This window comes from Cellulophaga baltica, assembly GCF_900102165.1.
In the GTDB taxonomy this organism is placed as follows: Bacteria; Bacteroidota; Bacteroidia; order Flavobacteriales; family Flavobacteriaceae; genus Cellulophaga; species Cellulophaga baltica.
The window spans coordinates 180,091-198,129 of record NZ_FNBD01000008.1 but is presented as its reverse complement, the minus strand read 5'-3'; the positions used below and the strand labels follow the sequence as shown (position 1 = coordinate 198,129).

The window sequence follows — 18,039 nt, the reverse complement described above, 5'->3', positions numbered from 1 at the left end:
CATATCTAAGGTAATTTTTGTTTATATAAGTGCTAGTTTTAGAATTATCACAATTAATTACTATTCGCTAAATAGTTTTCATAGAATAACTACTAAATTTGTACTATGATGAAAAACTACCCTTCAACCCTTGTAAGAACTTTTCTAGTACCAACTTTAATGTGTGTCGCTTTTACAGCGAAGGCACAAAAGGCTAAAATTTTTACACTTGTAGATTTCGATTTAGTAGGAAAAGTTAAGACATGCCTAGTGATCACCGATTATGGGAAGGAAGAATTTAACTTTAATGAAAAGGGCGTACTTACAAAACTTACCACACGCTATAATGAAGCTGATTATGACATTACATATTATAGATTTGTAAATGAGGCCATCAGTGAAAAACGTGTTGAGAACTACCGCGATGGCGTTTTTGATAAAACGACATCTATAGCCAACTTCTATAGCACGGATACCATACCTTCCGGAAAAAAAATAACCGAAAAGATAATTTCGTATACGAAAGAATTCTTAGATCAATATGAGTATTTCTATGATGCAGAAAATAAGCTTATTGAAATTAAAAGAAATAATGATAACGGTATTGAAAGTACGCTAGTTACCTATGCTACGGATAAAGGAGAGACTACCACGACGTATACTATAAATGAAGAGGTACAGAAAACGGTGCGTACATCTGAACGTAAAACAAAAACAAAAGGAATACAGCGTATTGAGCTGACCAAAGAATTTGTAGAGGGGAAGCCGTCAAAAGCGTTAGAGCAAATTTTTAATGAAAACGATAAGTTAGTTTCTGAAAACTTTTTTGATTTTGATACCAAAACAAATGCATTCTATTCTAAAGAATTGAAGACCTACAGCTATAATGCCTTAGGGATGCGTACGGGAGTAAAAACACAGCAGGGTAAGTTAATACGTGCAAAAGAATATATTTATCAGTATGATAACGGAGAAAAGGGGAATTGGATCAAACAGATTATAACCCCTGATAACACATTTATCAGCCGTAAGATAAAATACTATGAGCCTACCACGGCTGAGGACTAAGATACTTTTTTTATTAATTTCATTTATTCTGTAAAAAAAATTAGCAATAGTATTTAATTTAGCTTGATGAAACGATTACGGAATACTGGAATTTACTACCTGATCTTCGGTATTTTATTGGCAGTCAGTTATGTTTTTAGCAATTTATGGCCAATTAGTATTTTAGGCGTATTGCTTTTGTCAATTTTTTTAGTGTTAAAATATTTCTTTAAAGAAGCATCCTTCGCTTTCTCTTGGAATAAGAGAGCACTACAATTATTAGATGTTTTACTCATAGCGCTACCCTTCATATATGTCGCATTAATTTCTTGGTATGTTTGGAGGCCTTATAGGCAGACTGTTATTTTGCCTAATAATTACGAAGGTATTGTTGCTGTAAAATACAATGTAGTTAATAGTCAAGATGAAATCTGGACCAGTTCATTTTTTGGTTTATGTGGTTCTAGATTGATAAAAGTTGATACTTCTGGTATTGCAAGAACTTCTTTTAAGTTTCATGACAATTCAGTTCCGCTTCTCGGAATTAAACAGATGAATTACAATCGAGAGGGATTAAAAATTTATTATGAACATAATCTTGATGATGAAATAGTAGAAGGATTTGATGGTACTTGGCTTGTTAACGATAACACTGAGGAAAGCGGAAAACAAATCTATAGTACAGATTATAACTATTATCCTTTGATGATTTTTGTAGTGGCACAACCAGAGCAGTATTTCGATTATTTTATGACAGCGAAAGAAATAGAAATTTGGTTAGCAAAGGATAAGAAGAAGTATCCTAATTCTTATATAGAACAGCCAACCCATAAATTAAATGCTAGAAGTAGTAAGTTTTTACGAAAGGCTGGTATTTTATAATTGAAACAGAACTTATTATTTCAGTACTTTGTGCTAACAGGTGTTATTTTTAATTAATTATTTTATGGCCATCAAAACATTAGAAGGTGTATATCAAATTATAGGTTTTAATCAGGACAGAGACCAATCTGGTTATACTGGTTATTTACGATTAATTGTGACTAGTAAAAATCGTGTGGATGCTATTTGGACGATTGGAGGTGAACAAACGCAAACGGGAAAAGGGTTCTTCAAGGACGACGTTTTAGTCATTAACTTTTCTTATCGTGGAGAATTAAAAAACAGACCTAAAACTTTTAAGGGTGTTGTGGTGTACAAGATGATAAATGACAATGTTCTAGATGGCTTTTGGTCAGAGAAATTTGGTGATGATGATTATTTAGGTTTTGAAGAAGGAAGAAAGCTATCTGTTGATGAAGTCTCAAAATTGAAATTATAAGGGTTCTAATGAGGTTTGTTTGATCACTCGAACTGACAGCGTGATTTTTTTTTGATCTTGACACTTGTGCTTGAACTTTTTACTTGTCATTGGTTTTCGATACTATTTTTATTTCATTACACTATATGAAACTCACTCGAACTGACATTTTTTAGATTTGATACGTGCACTTGACACTTTAACTTTGTTATTTAAATCTTGTTTTTTAAGGTCGAATTTTTCAAATTACCATCAATCCATTCTTCTTTCAAGAGTCCGTAACAGCACGTATTTCGTTTAAACCCATCTAATAAATACACATTCTTACGTAAAACTCCTTCTAGGACGCAGCCTAGTTTTTCCACAGCTTTACGGGAAGCGGTATTGCGCTCATCTATTCTAAATTCTACTTTTTCCATCTGCAATTCTGTGAATGCATACTGGAGCATTAAGGCTTTCATTTGCGTATTTAATCCTGAGCCATGAAATTCCCGGCCAATCCAAGTAGCGCCAATCTCTAGTATTTTATTTTTCCAATTGATGTTCATAAAACGGGTGCTACCAGCATAACTGCTGATTCGTTTATCATATATGATAAACGGAATACTAGTTTCTGCCTCCTGTTGCTTTAAAGCAATCTTCACATAGTTTTCTAAATCTACCGGAGTTTCAATGGCAGAAGGCGAGTACTGTACTAATTTAGGCTGTTCGGCAATTGGACAGAGGTATTCAAAATTTTCCAAGCTCAGTGGTGTGAGTTTTACAACATCGTTTTCTAGTGTAATGGCTTTTGTTTTCATTTAGACTAAACTATTAATAATTTCTTTTCTCACTTCATGTCCGCCTTCAAAAGTGGTGATTTCTGCTTTATTATTAAATAAAGTCGCTATTTTTTTGGACTCAGATTTCATACGCTCCTCATTTAAGTATTCGTCTTTTGTACCAACAATAATTTTTACTTGCGTGTGTTGCCCTTCTAAAAATTTAAATTCTTCAGGAGTCATCTCATTCGGTATTCCTCCTGCATAAAGTACGAGCTGATTACATTTTACGCAATTCAAGGCAGTCCACCTAGAAGCAATAGAAACTCCTTGGGAGAAGCCGAAAACAATAAGGTTGGTGTTTTCTGGTAATTGTTCCGCAGCAAAAACAGCATCTAAATAGCTAGAAACATTTTCCATTTCTGCAAGGGTGTTTTCTTTGGTAAGCCAACTAGCGCCAACATGGGTATATTTTCCGTTTAAATAATATTTAGAAGGTGCTTGTGGAGCAATGATGTAATTTTCTTCAGGAGGTAATTCGTTGAAATACCTAAGAAAATATCGACTTAAATAACCGATACCGTGAAAAACAATCCAAATATTTTTTGTCTTCGATGTAAGTGTATTTAGTGTTTCATACGTGTTTTTTGTAGTGTAGGAAACGTGCTTTTCGGTAGAGTTCATGGTAGTTTTTTTCTAGAATAGGTATTCAGTCATGAAATTTAAAAAGAATATTCAAATTGAGCTTCTAATCATGGCTTTTGTTTTTCTAGGAATCGTTAATTTTACATAAAATGATTTCATGGAAGATTATAAAGAGAAAATATTAAAGATTTGCAACGAAACCTGCAAAGGTACTTTGATGGAAACTTTAGATATTACTTATGTTGATGTTGGAGAAAATTTTTTGGTAGGTAAAATGCCAGTAACATCAAAAGTGTTCCAGCCAGATGGTGTTTTGCATGGTGGTGCTATGGTGGCTTTGGCAGAAAGTGTAGGGAGCGCTGCTTCTTATATATTTCTAAATGCACAAGAGGTAACCGTTCGTGGCTTAGAAATATCTGCAAATCACGTAAAAAGTATTCGTGAAGGGTATGTGTATGCTAAAGCGATTATCATTCATAAAGGGAGAACTACTCAAGTTTGGGATATTAAACTTACAGATGCTAATGATAATCTAATCTCTATCTGTAAACTTACGACCATATCATTACCTAAAAAGTAATATGCAAAACGATTTTTTTCAGAAAGCTAAGAACCATCTTAATGCTTCAAAACCTTTTGTTTTGTACCGTAAGCCGTTAGAGACAGCCATTACTGGGTTGTTTCAATCAACAGATGCGCTTCATGTAGTGACTGATTTTTCTAAAACAGGCTTTGTTTTTGCTCCATTTGATTCGGACGGAAAAACAATTTTATTGCAGGTTGATGAGAAAACAGTAACAGAATATATAGCGAAAGAAGTAAACTCTGCGACAGGTATATTTAAGTCTATTACAGAAGATCAAGATCAAGAATTTCATATCAATTTAGTTCAAAAGGGAATTGATGCCATAGCGCAGTATGGCTTAAGAAAGGTGGTACTCTCTAGAAAAATAGAGGTAAAAACATCTAAATCTGCATTCGCTTTGTTTAAGACATTGCTAGATAACTATTCTAATGCCTTTTGTTATCTATGGTACCATCCAAAAGTAGGTTTGTGGTTAGGAGCAACTCCAGAAATTTTACTAAGAACAGAAAATAGGCAGCTTAAAACCATGTCTTTAGCAGGAACAAAAAAGGCAGAAGGAGCGCAAGCACCAGTTTGGGGAGCAAAAGAATTAGAAGAACAGCAAATGGTTACAGATTATATTGCTTCGTCTTTAAAAGAAACGGTTTCTAAGTTAACAATTTCAGAAACAGAATCGGTAAGAGCGGGAAACCTCTGGCATTTAAGAACCTCGGTTTCGGGAGGCTTATCTAACTATAATCTAAAGGAAATTATTGCAGCGTTACACCCTACACCTGCAGTATGTGGCTTACCCAAGAAAGAAGCGAAAGCTTTTATCTTAGAAAATGAAAATTACACTCGAGAATTTTATACTGGATTTTTGGGGGAATTGAATTTTAAAGAAGAAAATTTTAGATCTAGCAATAGACGAAATAGAGAAAACCAAGCCTATAGAACCGTCAAAAACACCACATCGCTCTATGTAAACCTTAGATGTATGCAATTGAAAGATGATAAAGCATGGGTGTATGTAGGTGGGGGAATTACGCAAGAATCAGATCCTGAAAAAGAATGGGAAGAAACGGTAGCAAAAAGTAATACAATGCTCAAAGTAGTATTGTAATTTTGCACCTATAAAATTATTAATTTGAAATACGCTACAATACCCTCTGCTCAAACCGTTGCCCATTATTGTAAAACATATGGCATAAAAGATATTGTTATTTCTCCGGGTTCCCGTAATGCACCGTTAACCATAACGTTTACAGAAGATAATTATTTTAATTGTTTTAGTGTCGTAGATGAGCGTTGTGCGGCATTCTTTGCTTTAGGTATGGCACAGCAGCAACAAAAACTTGTAGCTGTATTATGTACTTCAGGTAGTGCACTTTTAAACTACTATCCTGCTATTTCAGAAGCTTTTTATAGTGATATTCCATTGGTGGTAATTTCTGCAGATAGGCCACCTTATAAGATAGATATTGGAGATGGGCAAACCATTCGTCAGGATCATGTTTTTGATCGTCATATTGGATATTCAGCAAACTTAAAATTAGATGTAAGTCACGCTACAGAAACCATACGAAAGCAAGGAAAAGGCTTATTAGAGGCTAATAGTACCATTGCAGAGCAACAGAGAAAAATAGAATTATATAACGATAAAGAATTGGCGCATGCTTTTCAACTGGCAATTGAACAGATGTCTCCTGTTCATATAAATGTTCCTTTTGAAGAGCCTTTGTATAATACGACTACAACGCCTAACCAGCAACCTGTACTAAGCTATCAAAAACCAGTTATAGATGATGTAGAAGATTTGACATCCTTTGCAGCGACTTGGAATAAGGCACAGCGCAAATTGGTTTTGGTGGGCGTAGAGTATCCTAACGCGGTAGCTCAAGAATATCTTGATTTTTTAGCGAATGATGCATCGGTTATTGTATTAACAGAAACAACATCAAATTTACATCACCCTAATTTTTTTACAAGTATTGATAGTCTTATTGCGCCTATAGAAAAATCAGCCAACAGTGATGAGCTGTTTAAAAAATTACAACCAGAGGTTATTCTGACTTTTGGTGGACTCATTGTATCAAAAAAAATAAAAAGTTTTTTACGAAAATATAAAGCAACAGCACACTGGCATATTGATGCTAAAAAAGCCTACGATACTTTTTTTTCGATTACGCATCATTTTAAAACTTCTGAAAATACGTTTTTTAAAGCCTTTATTCCGCTACTTACTCCTATTGAAAGTGATTATTACGCATACTGGTCAACAGTGAAAATCAAGTATGAAGAGAAAAGAAACCAATATTTGAAGCAAATTCCTTTTTCAGACATGTTGGCTTTTTCTACCGTTGCGAAGACTATTCCTAAGAATTATCAATTACATTTAGCGAATAGCTCTACAGTGCGATACGCGCAATTATTTTCAATAGATCCTAGTATTACAGTTTTTTGCAACCGGGGAACTAGTGGTATAGACGGTTCTACCTCTACAGCTGTAGGGGCGTCTATCTATAATAAGGAACCAACGCTTTTAATTACGGGTGATATCAGTTTCTTATACGATAGTAATGGCTTGTGGAACAAGAAGATACGACCAGATTTTAGAATTATTGTATTTAATAATGATGGTGGTGGAATTTTTAGAATTTTACCAGGGCAAGAAGATACTGCGAACTTTGAAACATTTTTTGAAACTACACATACCGTAGATATTGCAAAACTATGCAGTAGTTTTGATGTTATTCATGAAAAAGTTGATACTGAGGAAATCTTAGAAAAAGCCTTAATTAATTTTTATAAAAGCAGTAAAAAGCCTAAATTGTTAGAGATAAAAACACCTAGACTTATTAATGATAAAATTTTGCTTAGTTATTTTGATTTTATATCTTAGGCAAACATTAATATTCTAAATAAAAAGAACACTAACAATTATGAGTAAAAGAGACGAATTAATCGTAAAGTATGCAGCAGACATTAAAGATAAATTTGGTGAAGCGGCTGACATGGATTTATTAACAAAAGTTGCGATAGGATTAGGTCCAGCAATATACAATGCAGATGCTTCTAAAGTATCTGGAGGGGATCAAAAAGAGAAAGACACTGTTAAAAATAATTTCTTAATTAAAAAATTAGGAATGACAGAGAGTGATGACATGATGCCAGCAATTGAAAGCGTTTTAGAAAAGTACGGTTCTTCTAACCGTAACAAGCATAGAGCGGTTGTTTATTATATGCTAGCGAAACACTTTAAAAAACAAGATGTTTATAACAAATAAGTAAGCTACAATATAAAAAGCCGTTTCATGAAAATGAAACGGCTTTTTTGTTTCTAAGAAACAACGAATGTTTTAATAAAAATTATGTTATAAAACGTACTTTTGCAGCATGATAGAATTAGGGAATTACAACACATTAGAAATTTTAAGAGATACAAGTGTAGGACTCTTTTTAGGTGATGAAGAAGGTAATGATGTATTATTGCCCAATAAATATGTACCAGAAATCTACGAAATTGGTGATAAACTTACCGTTTTCTGTTATTTAGATTTTGATGAGCGCCCTGTTGTAACATCATTGACACCTTATATTTTTAGAAATACTTTTAAACTATTAAAGGTAGTAGAAGTAAATAATATTGGCGCCTTCTTGGATTGGGGTTTGGAAAAGCACCTTTTAGTTCCTTTTAGAGAGCAAAGAGAGCGTATGCAAGAAGGGCAGTGGTATGTAGTGTATTGTTACCTCGATGAGAAATCTTTTAGACTGGTAGCCTCAAATAAGTTAGATAAATTTTTAGATAATGAGGAGCTTACCATAGAAGTTAATGAAGAAGTAGATTTAATTGTAACAAGACAAAATGACCTTGGCTGGGATGTTATAATTAATAATAAGCACAAAGGTTTAGTCTATAGTGATCAAGTATTTAAAAAGGTAGCTGTAGGAGATGTTATTAAAGGCTATATAAAGCACATAAGACCGGATAATAAGATTGATGTAAACTTAAAACCAATTGGGTATGAAAGTATAGAGCCAGCAGCTAATGTGATCTATGCTAGATTGCAAAAGGAAGGTGGGTATTTAAATTTACACGATAAATCTTCTCCAGATGAAATTACGGCTAAACTGCAAATGAGTAAGAAAGTTTTTAAGAAGAGTATCGGTACTTTATACAAGGATCGTAAGATCACTATTAAGCCAGATGGCATTTATCTACTTTAAAACGAAACTTAAGTCGTATTAGAACCACAATATCATGATATTCAATTAAATAATAGGGCGAAATGTTTCATTTATTTTTAAGAAATATATACATTTACAAGACAGCTAATGAAATTTATACTTTAACTACAAATAACGTCCCCTAATCCAAGTTTAATATGCCATTTATTGAAGAAAGCGATTTACTTGATTTACATAAAGATATCGATAAAGCTCAAATACTTAATGAGCGACTTTTAGACCAGATTAAGTTTAAAAATAAAGAGCTTAAAAGAAATAAGATTCAACGAAATATTCTTGCAGGGGTTACCAGTGTATTTTTATTAGGAGTTTTTGCCTTATATGTCTTCAATGCAGGCAGAAGAAGTAGTGCGCCAGAAACCAATAATAATTTGGTGGTGTATGACTTAGATAGCTTACAAGTGATTAAGTCTAGAATGGATAACTTAAAGTTAAAGAACGAGGAACTCAGTAATGTAAAGGAATTTTACTTGGCTAAAGAATTCCTAGAAAGAGAAAAAATATATTCGGTTCAAATTAAATCGTTCGTAGATAATAATGTAACCTTAGCATCAGAATCCTTATCAAATACCCTGTTCGTTAAAACAAATCCGTTCTATTCGTATTCTTTGGGTAACTTTGAAACTATAGAAGAAGCAAGATCATTTAGATACCAATTAGTGAAAATGGGCTTTGAAGATGCTTTTGTGGCTTCGTATCAAAATGGAAAACGCATACAAATAGAAGATCCCTACTAGCATTGACAAAATTTAAAGCCTGGCTTAACGCAGCAAGATTACGTACTTTACCATTATCTATCTCCGGAATTATTGTGGGTGCTGCATTAGGAAACTTTTATGGACATCAAAATTGGATTATTTTTATCCTTGCTTTGTGCACCACCATTGGTTTTCAAGTAACCTCTAACTTTGCTAATGATTATGGAGACGGAGTTAAAGGAACAGACAATGAGGAAAGAGTAGGGCCTAAAAGGGCATTGCAAAGTGGTATACTTACTAGAGCAGAATTAAAAAATGGGATTTTCATTTCCATAATTGTCGATTTAATCCTTGCCATCACCTTATTAGTTTATTCTTTTGGCACTGAAAATTATCCTTTAATTTTATTGTTTTTTGCTCTTGCACTCGCAAGCGTTTGGGCTGCAATAAAATACACAGTAGGAACTTCGGCCTATGGCTATAGGGGTTTAGGAGATCTTTTTGTTTTTATCTTTTTTGGATTATTAGGGGTGTTAGGATCACTATTTTTATTTACTAAATTCTTAACGCTCACTGCCATATTACCTGCAATAGCAATAGGTTTATTGAGTACGGCAGTTTTAAATTTAAATAATTTAAGAGATGCCATATCAGATAAAAACGCAGGTAAAAACACTCTAGTCGTAAAAATGGGTTTTGAAAATGGAAAAATATACCATTATGTACTTTTGGCTATTTCTTTCGTAAGCATGGTAGCTTTTACGATGCTAAATTATAGTTCTTGGTGTAATTTTATACATTTAATAATATTTATTCCGCTTGGCGTACACGCCCTGAGAGTGTCAAAAACAAAAGAACCCTTTTTATTAGATCCTGAGTTAAAAAAGGTAGCATTAAGTACATTTTTTCTTGCTGTTATCTTTTATTTAAGTTTTAATATTTTTTCGTAGCTTTGGCTTACATAACTTAATAAACTAAAACCAAATTTGGAGCAGCCCATTAAAATTCTTATCGTAGAGGATAACGTTATCATTGCTGATGATATGCAATCAATGTTAGAAGAGATTGGTTATGAGATTGTTGATAATGTCATCGTTTATGAACAAGCGATAGAAGTACTGAAAACTAAGCAAGTAGATCTTGTTTTGATCGATATTATTCTTGCTTCCGATAAGACAGGGATAGATTTAGGAAAACACATTAGAGAAAAGTACAATATCCCTTTCATTTTCGTAACCTCAAACTCAGATAGAGCCACTGTAGAAAATGCAAAGACCGTAAAACCAAACGGGTATCTTGTAAAGCCTTTTGAGCAACAAGACTTATATACTTCTATAGAAATTGCATTATCTAGTTTTAATTATAATGAGAAGGCGGCGGGCACGACTAGTGCTCCTACAGAAGAAGTTCCGGATGATAAGTTGGTTTCAAACAGCGTACTTAAAGACTCAATTTTCGTAAAAAAACAGCATCTGTATTATAGAATTCAGTTTGGTGATATTCAGTTTATAAAAGCGGATAATGTGTATTTAGAAGTAAATACAGTAGATAAAAAAATCTTAGTACGTTCTCCTTTAAAAGATTACTTAGAGAAGTTACCTTCTAATAAGTTTTATAGAGCGCATAAGTCTTACATTGTGAATGTAGATCATATAGAAGCGATTAATTCAAAAGATATTTTAATAAATAATAATTTAATACCGATCTCTAAAGAGTTTAAGGAGTTTATAATTTCGGCGATGAATTCTTAAACAGAAGAATTTATTAAATTAATACGTAAGGCTGGTTAATGAAAATTAACCAGCTTTTTTATATCCATAAAGACGATGAAATACATGATGTAAACTTAAATGGTTTGTTCACCACATAAATTTAAGAGTACACAACAAAATGATGGTAGCTTTGAATCTTAGACATACCTTTGAGGCATGATTAAATAAAGATCCCAAATCTTATCATTTTCATAATCAAATACAAAGACCGAGCAATGCGTTGTTCGGTCTTTTTAATTTAGGGCAAATCTATTTCCAGTTTAAGGGAATATGCGCTAATTTTGATTTTTTTGTAAATTGTTTACATTGGTATACAACAGCATGATTTCAATTGACAACAATATTGCCCGTAATTAATAGTAATTACGCTATGTTTGAATAACACATAAGACCATAAACCTATAATATTAAGAAGCGGATGCACTCTAACCTTATAAAACTGTTTTCTAGAAAAACACTTGTACAGTTTTTATTTCTTTTCTTGTTTGCCGCTGCGATCGGTCAAGAGGATGTAAATGAAGATGTAAATACATACAAAGTATTTCAGAGCGCAAGTAACGCTTCAGCAAGATTTAAATTATTTTTTAATTCTACAAACCGGTACAATCAGACTTCACCTTTTGATTGGAAAAAGACATTAGAAGAATACCTGGTAGATGCAGAAAACTCAAGCGATACCACAGCTATCTTTCAGTACAAGACCATGCAGAGTCAGGTGATGTTTGATTTAGGAGAGTATTCTAAATGCGTAGCCTTAGCCAATGATTTATATCAGACAAATGAAAATATGTCTGTGACTGAGAAAAAAATCATATTAGAACTTTTAGATAAAAGTTATGAAAAGCTTAAACTTTATGTAAAACAATCTGAAGTACGCAAAGAACGAAAAGAACTTGGTATTTCAAAAGATATAATTTTCTACGATATCTATTCTAATATGGGCTTGCCGAATAAGGCAATGAGAGATTATATTGAAGAAGTAAGTAAAACAATAGATCCAAAAGATTACTATGCCAATGCGGTTTATAACAATAATGTAGGATATTATTTATGGTTAGATAAATCTCCCCCAACAGCGATTACTAAATTTAAGAGTGCAGAATCTTTTGTAAATCTGTATTTAGGCGATGTGATGTTGGCAAAAACAGAAAATGATATTATTAAAGGAAGTTTGCTAAAAGGTATCATTGCCGGTAATATTGGGAAGTGTTATGCTGATTTGAAAAATTTTGAAGACGCTGTTTTTTATCTGGAGAATAGCATTGAGGCTATTTATAAATATAAGATGGGTTCCTACTCTTCTAACCTTATAGAGAATACCTTATACTTAGCAGATTGTTTGCTGCAAACTAATGAGCTTAAAGATGCAAAAAAACTATTAGATAAAGATTTTAAATATGTTGAGGCAGAGCATCAGTTAAAAAGAAACAGATTGTTAGCTGCGTATTATGATAAAGTGGCAGACTTTTCTACTGCGTCTTTCTATTATAAAAAAAAATATTAGACTTTCAGATTCCATAGCGTCTAATGAACGTCTAATTACTGGTCAACAATTAGAGGCCTTAGTACAATCAGATTTAGAGAATTCTAAGGCAATGTATCGCGAGTCTAAAGAAAGTTTAGAGCTAAAGAGTAGAGAGTTAGATGCGTTGGATAATGAAATATCCTATGTGTATATCTCTTTAGTATTTACTTTATTGGGTTTTGCAGGTTTGGTATACGCTTACCTTAGAAGTATTAAAGTACAGCGCATAATTGTACAGCAAAAGCATATTATTGAAGCTTCGTTGGTAGAAAAAGATTCACTTCTTAAAGAAATACACCACCGGGTTAAAAACAACCTTCAAATGGTATCTAGTTTGTTGAGTTTGCAGACTAAAAACACGAAGAGTAAAGCGGCCATTGAAGCTTTAGAAGAAGGAAAAAGTAGGGTGAAGGCTATGGCATTAATTCACCAGAAATTATATCAAAATGATGATCTTTCGGTAATTGAAATGCAGGGCTATATTGAAAGCCTTGTAAACAGTATACAATCTGTTTATAAGAAAGGCGGGCATAAGATTAATATAAATATTGATGCAGAAGCGGTAGAACTAGATATTGATAGAGCAATACCTTTTGGTTTGATATTAAATGAACTAGTTTCCAATTCTTTTAAATATGGTTTCCCGGAAGATGATGGGAATGGAAAAATCTATATTCACTTGAGAAAAACAACAGAAGAAGGCGGTGGTTATTTTGAGTATTCTGATAATGGAGTAGGAATGCCTTCAGATATGGAAGAACGTGCAGGAGAATCTATGGGGATTAGATTAATGAACCGTTTGGTAAATCAGTTACAGTCAACATTAAATATTGATAAAGTTGAAGAGGGAGTTAAATTTTGGTTTAATTTTAAATAAGTCAAATTAAAAATAGCTTAAAAATATGAAAATAACTTTTCTGGGTCATGCGTCTTTATTGATAAAGACCACAGCAGCGACTATTTTGGTAGATCCTTTTATTTCAGGAAATGATTTAGCAACAGGCAAAATAGATATAAACGACTTGAAGCCCGATTATATTTTACTTACACATGCGCATCAAGATCATGTCTTAGATGTAGAAGTTATTGCTGAAAATTCTGGAGCCACGATTGTTAGTAATTATGAAATTGCTACTTATTATGGGAATAAAGGTTTTACAACACACCCTATGAACCATGGGGGAAGTTGGAATTTTGATTTTGGAAAATTAAAGTATGTCAATGCTATTCATACTTCGTCTTTTGCAGACGGTACGTACGGTGGGCAACCAGGTGGCTTTATACTTTCGGCAGACGATAAACACATCTATATTGCAGGAGATACTGCTTTGCATATGGATATGAAATTGATACCATATACTTGTGAGTTGGATCTTGCCATTTTACCTATCGGAGATAATTTTACCATGGGAATAGAAGATGCTATTTTTGCTTCAGATTTTGTAGATTGTGATACAGTTTTGGGATATCACTATGATACTTTTGGTTTTATTAAAATAGATCAAGAAGCAGCTAAAAAACAATTCTCAGAAGCAGATAAAAAATTACACTTATTAGAAATAGGGAAGTCTATTTTAATTTAAAATTAGCGTACCTCGCTTTTTAAAACAATTTTATGAAGGAGTTTTGGTAAAAATCGCTTTAGATAAATTCCTAAAACTTCTTTTTTTCCTATATAAGCCTCAAACTTTTTCTTTTCGATAGCATTTTTCATTCGGGCAGCAAATACATTCACCGCTAAACCATTCTCAGTAGCTTTGTCTTCGGTGTTATTTTTAGAGCCATCTCCAACAAGCGCATTCTTTGCGACATCGGTTTGTATAAATCCCGGACAGATGATGGTAACGGTAATTCCATCTTTTTCGTGCTCCATCCGTAAAGCGTCAAAAAAGCCATGTAAAGCGTGTTTAACCCCACAGTATCCAGAACGATAGGGAGAAGAAAATTTACCCATTAAGCTGCTTACTACAGCAAACTGACCTTTATTTTGTAATAGAAATTTGGGCAGTATGGCCTTAGATAGGGCAACAGTTCCTAAATAGTTAATATCCATCAGTTTTTTGTAAACCTCCATGTCCGTTTCTATAATTAAAGAACGTTGGCTCACGCCTGCATTATTTATCAGAAGATCTATAGTTCCGAAAGCATTCCATGCTTCATTAGTTTTTATATTAAATTCTTCAAGTTTTAAGAGATCTAGGGGTAAGATATAGATGTCATTAGGTCTAGGACATTTTTGCTTTACCGCCTGCAGTCCTTCTATATTTCGAGCAGAAATTACCACTTTGGCTCCAGAAGTGGCGTAGGCATACGTCAACGCTTCTCCAATACCCGATGACGCTCCTGTAATCCAAACCACTTTTTCTTGACCCAATCCCATTTCCATTCTATTTAGACCCAAAATATAGTTAAATTTGAATTCTAAATTATGGAAGCAAACTATAAAAAATATATTTTAGATTTTAAACGCCCGAGCGGGACTTCTCGGGGGGTATTAAAACAAAAAGAAACCTGGTTTATTATCCTTAAATCTAATGATGAAATAGGAATTGGAGAATGTGGAATATTAAGAGGTTTAAGTATTGATGATGTTCCTGAATATGAAGAAAAGTTAAAGTGGTCATGTGATAATGTTCATCTAGGAAAGGATGCGCTGTGGGATGCTTTGATAGCATTTCCAAGCATTCAATTTGGCATAGAACAAGCCTTTTTATCGTTAGCTTCATCCAATTCTTTTGAATTATTTTCTTCAGATTTTATTAAGAAAGAAGCACCTATACCTATCAACGGTTTAATTTGGATGGGAGATGAAGCTTTTATGCTAGAGCAGATTCAACAAAAATTAGCTAGTGGTTTTCGATGTATAAAAATGAAAATTGGCGCCATAGATTTTGAAACAGAACTAAAATTATTGGCTTCTATTCGAAAAAAATACACTCCTGAAGAAATAGAACTTAGAGTAGATGCCAATGGTGCATTTAAACAAGAGGAGGCTTTGACGAAATTAAAAAAATTAGCAACTTTTAATCTTCATTCCATAGAACAACCTATAAAGCAAGGTAATCCGCAGCAGATGAGAATCTTATGCAGTAAAACACCTTTGCCGATAGCTTTAGATGAAGAATTAATTGGTGTTTTTGATGTAACAAAAAAGCAAGAACTGCTACAAACAATACAACCACAGTATATTATTTTAAAGCCTAGTTTGGTAGGAGGTATAAAAGGTTGTGAAGAGTGGATTGCCATAGCTGAAGGCTTAGGAATAAAATGGTGGATTACTAGTGCCTTAGAAAGCAACGTAGGTTTAAATGCGATAGCGCAGTGGACATTTACGTTACGGAGTACGTTACCACAAGGTTTGGGAACAGGAAGTTTGTATACCAATAATTTAGATAGCCCTTTGACTGTGGAGAATGGCAATTTGTATTATAGAAAGAATAAAAATTGGAAAGCTAATTTGATAAGTGATTTATGTATATAGAGCAGGCGTATAAAGGATTAAAGGATTCTTGGAGGTATGTATTAGGGTTTATAATTGTCCTAATAGGATGGCAAATTTTGGGGATGGTCCCGTTACTAATAGCCATGGCTGTTCATGCAGTAAATGGTGGCGGAATGGTAGCTACTATTCCCCAAATGGCAGAAGCTTTTGGAAATAATATGTTTGTCTTTCTTATGCTTATCTCTTTTGCGATAGGCTTATTGGTGTTATTTTTAGTAGTGCTCTTTCTGCACCGGCAATCTATCACAGCGCTGACCACATCTAGAGCTAGAATAGATTGGAAACGTATCTTTTTTGCCTTTACTTTTTGGGCGGTGATTACTATTTTAATTACAGGTGTTGACATCTATATGTCGCCAGATAATTATGTATGGAATTTTGATGTAAACAAATTTTTGATATTGGCTGTAATAGCTATTTGTTTAGTGCCCTTACAAACAAGTTTTGAGGAATATTTATTTAGAGGTTACCTCATGCAAAGTCTTGGGATCTTAACGAAGAACAGATGGATACCTTTAGTCGTTACTTCAACTATTTTTGGCTTGATGCATATTTTTAACCCAGAGGTACGGGAGTTAGGCTATGGCATCATGGTGTATTATATCGGCACAGGTTTCTTTTTAGGTATTTTAGCATTGATGGATGAAGGTCTGGAGCTTTCTTTAGGTTTTCATGCAGCAAATAATTTAGTTACGGCGTTATTAGTTACTGCAGATTGGACCGCTTTTCAAACAGATTCTATGTATAGAGATGTGTCAGAACCAGCATTGGGTTGGGACGTTTTTATACCGGTAATTATAATCTATCCTGCGCTTTTATTTATCTTTTCTAAAGTCTATAATTGGACCAATTGGAAAGAGAAATTAACAGGGAGCGTGTTAGCGGAAGAGGCATTTTTAGCACAAGAAAATAATGAATTTGAATCATAAGTTTGTTCATCCAAATTTTAAGTTAAACGGAATTTCGTTTTCATATGAAGCACTAAAAGAAGTAGCTTATTGCTTAATTAAAGAAGGGCTGCCGCATGAAAAACCTATAGGAAGTTTTCTTTTAGATTGGGTGAATGAGGATGAATACTTGGCAGTTGCTACTTCCGGCTCCACAGGTGTACCCAAGATTATAAATCTAAGAAAACAACACATGGTAAATTCTGCGATGGCTACCGGTGATTTCTTTGGTCTTGAAGGGGGTAATACCGCTTTACTCTGTTTGCCCGTTGATTTTATAGCAGGTAAAATGATGTTGGTGCGGGCTATGGCTTTAGGCTTGGCATTGGATTATGTGGCTCCAAATTCTAATCCTTTAGAAAGTATTACTAAATCTTATGATTTTAGTGCGATGATACCTCTACAGCTAGAAAATTCCTTGCAAAAACTAAAGCAACTCAAACTATTAATTGTTGGTGGTGCTAAAATGTCAGATGCATTAAAAGTCGCAGTGACTAACAATATTTGTAAGGTGTATGAAACGTATGGTATGACGGAAACTATTACCCATGTTGCACTAAAATCAGTGAACCATTTAGAAGATTCCACCAATACTAATTTTACGGCATTACCCAAAGTAGAATTTAGTACAGATGCTAGAGGGTGTTTGGTTATAAATGCGCCCAATATTTCTGATGAAGAAGTGGTGACAAATGATTTGGTGGCGTTAGTTTCTTCAACAGAATTTGAGTGGTTAGGCAGGTATGATGCTATAATTAACTCCGGGGGTGTTAAATTGTTTCCAGAAAAAATTGAAGCCAAAATTTCTAAAGTAATTAATATTAATTTTTTCGTAGCAGGAATTTCTGATACAGTATTAGGCCAAAAGCTAGTGCTGATAACCGAAGGGAATGTGGATAAGGCACAGTTATGGAACACGCTTCAGAATTTGGACACTTTAGACAAATTTGAAGTGCCCAAAGAGATTTACGCTGTAACATCTTTTATCAAGACAGCTAATGGAAAAATTCAGCGAGCAAAAACAGTAGCCTTAATTTCTAAATAGTCTTG

20 protein-coding genes are annotated in these 18,039 nt (G+C 33.7%); 17 read left to right on the top strand and 3 right to left on the bottom strand.

Annotation, left to right across the window (positions count from 1 at the left end; genetic code table 11):
- The first annotated feature begins 105 nt into the window (after positions 1-105).
- From BLQ19_RS14895 to BLQ19_RS14885, 3 genes are all read left to right on the top strand, one after another.
- Positions 106-1,047, top strand: coding sequence for a hypothetical protein (locus tag BLQ19_RS14895; RefSeq protein ID WP_074538866.1), 942 nt, complete (start codon positions 106-108; stop codon positions 1,045-1,047).
- Positions 1,048-1,113: 66 nt separating this feature from the next.
- Positions 1,114-1,908, top strand: a complete 795-nt coding sequence (locus BLQ19_RS14890) for a hypothetical protein (protein WP_074538865.1) — start codon at positions 1,114-1,116, stop codon at positions 1,906-1,908.
- A gap of 64 nt (positions 1,909-1,972) precedes the next feature.
- On the top strand, positions 1,973-2,347 hold the full coding sequence (locus BLQ19_RS14885) for a hypothetical protein (RefSeq protein WP_024480577.1): 375 nt from the start codon (positions 1,973-1,975) through the stop codon (positions 2,345-2,347).
- A gap of 191 nt (positions 2,348-2,538) precedes the next feature.
- Here BLQ19_RS14885 and BLQ19_RS14880 read toward each other — a convergent pair whose 3' ends face one another.
- The gene (locus BLQ19_RS14880) at positions 2,539-3,126 is read right to left on the bottom strand and encodes a GNAT family N-acetyltransferase (RefSeq protein WP_024480578.1); all 588 of its coding nucleotides are present in this window, start codon (positions 3,124-3,126) and stop codon (positions 2,539-2,541) included.
- Positions 3,127-3,771 (bottom strand): alpha/beta hydrolase, encoded by a 645-nt coding sequence (locus BLQ19_RS14875; protein WP_024480579.1) that lies wholly within the window; start codon positions 3,769-3,771, stop codon positions 3,127-3,129.
- A 118-nt stretch (positions 3,772-3,889) separates the two neighbouring features.
- Between BLQ19_RS14875 and BLQ19_RS14870 the strand changes: the two genes are divergently transcribed.
- From BLQ19_RS14870 to BLQ19_RS14825, 11 genes are all read left to right on the top strand, one after another.
- Positions 3,890-4,312 carry a PaaI family thioesterase gene (locus tag BLQ19_RS14870; protein ID WP_024480580.1) on the top strand — a complete coding sequence of 141 codons (423 nt, stop codon included), beginning with the start codon at positions 3,890-3,892 and terminating at the stop codon, positions 4,310-4,312.
- 1 nt (position 4,313) lies between these two features.
- Positions 4,314-5,420, top strand: a complete 1,107-nt coding sequence (locus BLQ19_RS14865; RefSeq protein ID WP_074538864.1) for a chorismate-binding protein — start codon at positions 4,314-4,316, stop codon at positions 5,418-5,420.
- A 24-nt stretch (positions 5,421-5,444) separates the two neighbouring features.
- The gene (gene menD / locus BLQ19_RS14860; RefSeq protein ID WP_074538863.1) at positions 5,445-7,199 is read left to right on the top strand and encodes a 2-succinyl-5-enolpyruvyl-6-hydroxy-3-cyclohexene-1-carboxylate synthase; all 1,755 of its coding nucleotides are present in this window, start codon (positions 5,445-5,447) and stop codon (positions 7,197-7,199) included.
- A 40-nt stretch (positions 7,200-7,239) separates the two neighbouring features.
- Positions 7,240-7,584: a DUF2853 family protein gene (locus BLQ19_RS14855; RefSeq protein ID WP_024480583.1), complete on the top strand. Its 345-nt coding sequence runs from the start codon at positions 7,240-7,242 to the stop codon at positions 7,582-7,584.
- A 109-nt stretch (positions 7,585-7,693) separates the two neighbouring features.
- Positions 7,694-8,524: a CvfB family protein gene (locus tag BLQ19_RS14850; protein WP_024480584.1), complete on the top strand. Its 831-nt coding sequence runs from the start codon at positions 7,694-7,696 to the stop codon at positions 8,522-8,524.
- 158 nt (positions 8,525-8,682) lie between these two features.
- Positions 8,683-9,282, top strand: coding sequence for a sporulation protein (locus BLQ19_RS14845; protein ID WP_024480585.1), 600 nt, complete (start codon positions 8,683-8,685; stop codon positions 9,280-9,282).
- Between the two features lie 2 nt (positions 9,283-9,284).
- On the top strand, positions 9,285-10,193 hold the full coding sequence (gene menA, locus BLQ19_RS14840) for a 1,4-dihydroxy-2-naphthoate octaprenyltransferase (protein ID WP_074538862.1): 909 nt from the start codon (positions 9,285-9,287) through the stop codon (positions 10,191-10,193).
- Positions 10,194-10,229: 36 nt separating this feature from the next.
- A complete protein-coding gene (locus tag BLQ19_RS14835; RefSeq protein WP_074538861.1) occupies positions 10,230-10,994 on the top strand; it encodes a LytR/AlgR family response regulator transcription factor in 765 nt (254 codons plus the stop codon).
- A gap of 439 nt (positions 10,995-11,433) precedes the next feature.
- Positions 11,434-12,519 carry a tetratricopeptide repeat protein gene (locus BLQ19_RS21635; protein ID WP_254788387.1) on the top strand — a complete coding sequence of 362 codons (1,086 nt, stop codon included), beginning with the start codon at positions 11,434-11,436 and terminating at the stop codon, positions 12,517-12,519.
- Positions 12,464-13,417 (top strand): sensor histidine kinase, encoded by a 954-nt coding sequence (locus BLQ19_RS21630; protein ID WP_254788386.1) that lies wholly within the window; start codon positions 12,464-12,466, stop codon positions 13,415-13,417. Before BLQ19_RS21635 ends, BLQ19_RS21630 begins: the two co-directional genes overlap by 56 nt.
- A gap of 25 nt (positions 13,418-13,442) precedes the next feature.
- The gene (locus BLQ19_RS14825; RefSeq protein WP_024480589.1) at positions 13,443-14,123 is read left to right on the top strand and encodes a metal-dependent hydrolase; all 681 of its coding nucleotides are present in this window, start codon (positions 13,443-13,445) and stop codon (positions 14,121-14,123) included.
- Positions 14,124-14,125: 2 nt separating this feature from the next.
- Here the strand turns inward: BLQ19_RS14825 and BLQ19_RS14820 are convergent, their stop codons facing one another.
- Positions 14,126-14,920, bottom strand: coding sequence for an SDR family oxidoreductase (locus BLQ19_RS14820; protein ID WP_074538904.1), 795 nt, complete (start codon positions 14,918-14,920; stop codon positions 14,126-14,128).
- Positions 14,921-14,968: 48 nt separating this feature from the next.
- Here BLQ19_RS14820 and menC point away from each other — a divergent pair, with 48 nt between their 5' ends.
- The 3 genes from menC to BLQ19_RS14805 are packed head-to-tail and all read left to right on the top strand — an operon-like array spanning position 14,969 to position 18,034.
- Positions 14,969-16,021: an o-succinylbenzoate synthase gene (menC, locus tag BLQ19_RS14815; RefSeq protein ID WP_074538860.1), complete on the top strand. Its 1,053-nt coding sequence runs from the start codon at positions 14,969-14,971 to the stop codon at positions 16,019-16,021.
- Complete coding sequence (locus BLQ19_RS14810; protein ID WP_074538859.1) at positions 16,012-16,971, top strand: CPBP family intramembrane glutamic endopeptidase; 960 nt, start codon at positions 16,012-16,014, stop codon at positions 16,969-16,971. Before menC ends, BLQ19_RS14810 begins: the two co-directional genes overlap by 10 nt.
- Positions 16,955-18,034 carry an AMP-binding protein gene (locus BLQ19_RS14805; RefSeq protein ID WP_074538858.1) on the top strand — a complete coding sequence of 360 codons (1,080 nt, stop codon included), beginning with the start codon at positions 16,955-16,957 and terminating at the stop codon, positions 18,032-18,034. Before BLQ19_RS14810 ends, BLQ19_RS14805 begins: the two co-directional genes overlap by 17 nt.
- Positions 18,035-18,039 lie beyond the last annotated feature (5 nt).

Bases quoted from the DNA above. Each gene is read 5' to 3' on its own strand.
- BLQ19_RS14895 (WP_074538866.1), top strand. From the start codon at position 106: ATGATGAAAAACTACCCTTCAACCCTTGTAAGAACTTTTCTAGTACCA.
- BLQ19_RS14890 (WP_074538865.1), top strand. From the start codon at position 1,114: ATGAAACGATTACGGAATACTGGAATTTACTACCTGATCTTCGGTATT.
- BLQ19_RS14885 (WP_024480577.1), top strand. From the start codon at position 1,973: ATGGCCATCAAAACATTAGAAGGTGTATATCAAATTATAGGTTTTAAT.
- BLQ19_RS14880 (WP_024480578.1), bottom strand. From the start codon at position 3,126: ATGAAAACAAAAGCCATTACACTAGAAAACGATGTTGTAAAACTCACA.
- BLQ19_RS14875 (WP_024480579.1), bottom strand. From the start codon at position 3,771: ATGAACTCTACCGAAAAGCACGTTTCCTACACTACAAAAAACACGTAT.
- BLQ19_RS14870 (WP_024480580.1), top strand. From the start codon at position 3,890: ATGGAAGATTATAAAGAGAAAATATTAAAGATTTGCAACGAAACCTGC.
- BLQ19_RS14865 (WP_074538864.1), top strand. From the start codon at position 4,314: ATGCAAAACGATTTTTTTCAGAAAGCTAAGAACCATCTTAATGCTTCA.
- BLQ19_RS14855 (WP_024480583.1), top strand. From the start codon at position 7,240: ATGAGTAAAAGAGACGAATTAATCGTAAAGTATGCAGCAGACATTAAA.
- BLQ19_RS14850 (WP_024480584.1), top strand. From the start codon at position 7,694: ATGATAGAATTAGGGAATTACAACACATTAGAAATTTTAAGAGATACA.
- BLQ19_RS14845 (WP_024480585.1), top strand. From the start codon at position 8,683: ATGCCATTTATTGAAGAAAGCGATTTACTTGATTTACATAAAGATATC.
- BLQ19_RS21635 (WP_254788387.1), top strand. From the start codon at position 11,434: ATGCACTCTAACCTTATAAAACTGTTTTCTAGAAAAACACTTGTACAG.
- BLQ19_RS21630 (WP_254788386.1), top strand. From the start codon at position 12,464: ATGATAAAGTGGCAGACTTTTCTACTGCGTCTTTCTATTATAAAAAAA.
- BLQ19_RS14825 (WP_024480589.1), top strand. From the start codon at position 13,443: ATGAAAATAACTTTTCTGGGTCATGCGTCTTTATTGATAAAGACCACA.
- BLQ19_RS14820 (WP_074538904.1), bottom strand. From the start codon at position 14,920: ATGGGATTGGGTCAAGAAAAAGTGGTTTGGATTACAGGAGCGTCATCG.
- menC (WP_074538860.1), top strand. From the start codon at position 14,969: ATGGAAGCAAACTATAAAAAATATATTTTAGATTTTAAACGCCCGAGC.
- BLQ19_RS14810 (WP_074538859.1), top strand. From the start codon at position 16,012: ATGTATATAGAGCAGGCGTATAAAGGATTAAAGGATTCTTGGAGGTAT.
- BLQ19_RS14805 (WP_074538858.1), top strand. From the start codon at position 16,955: ATGAATTTGAATCATAAGTTTGTTCATCCAAATTTTAAGTTAAACGGA.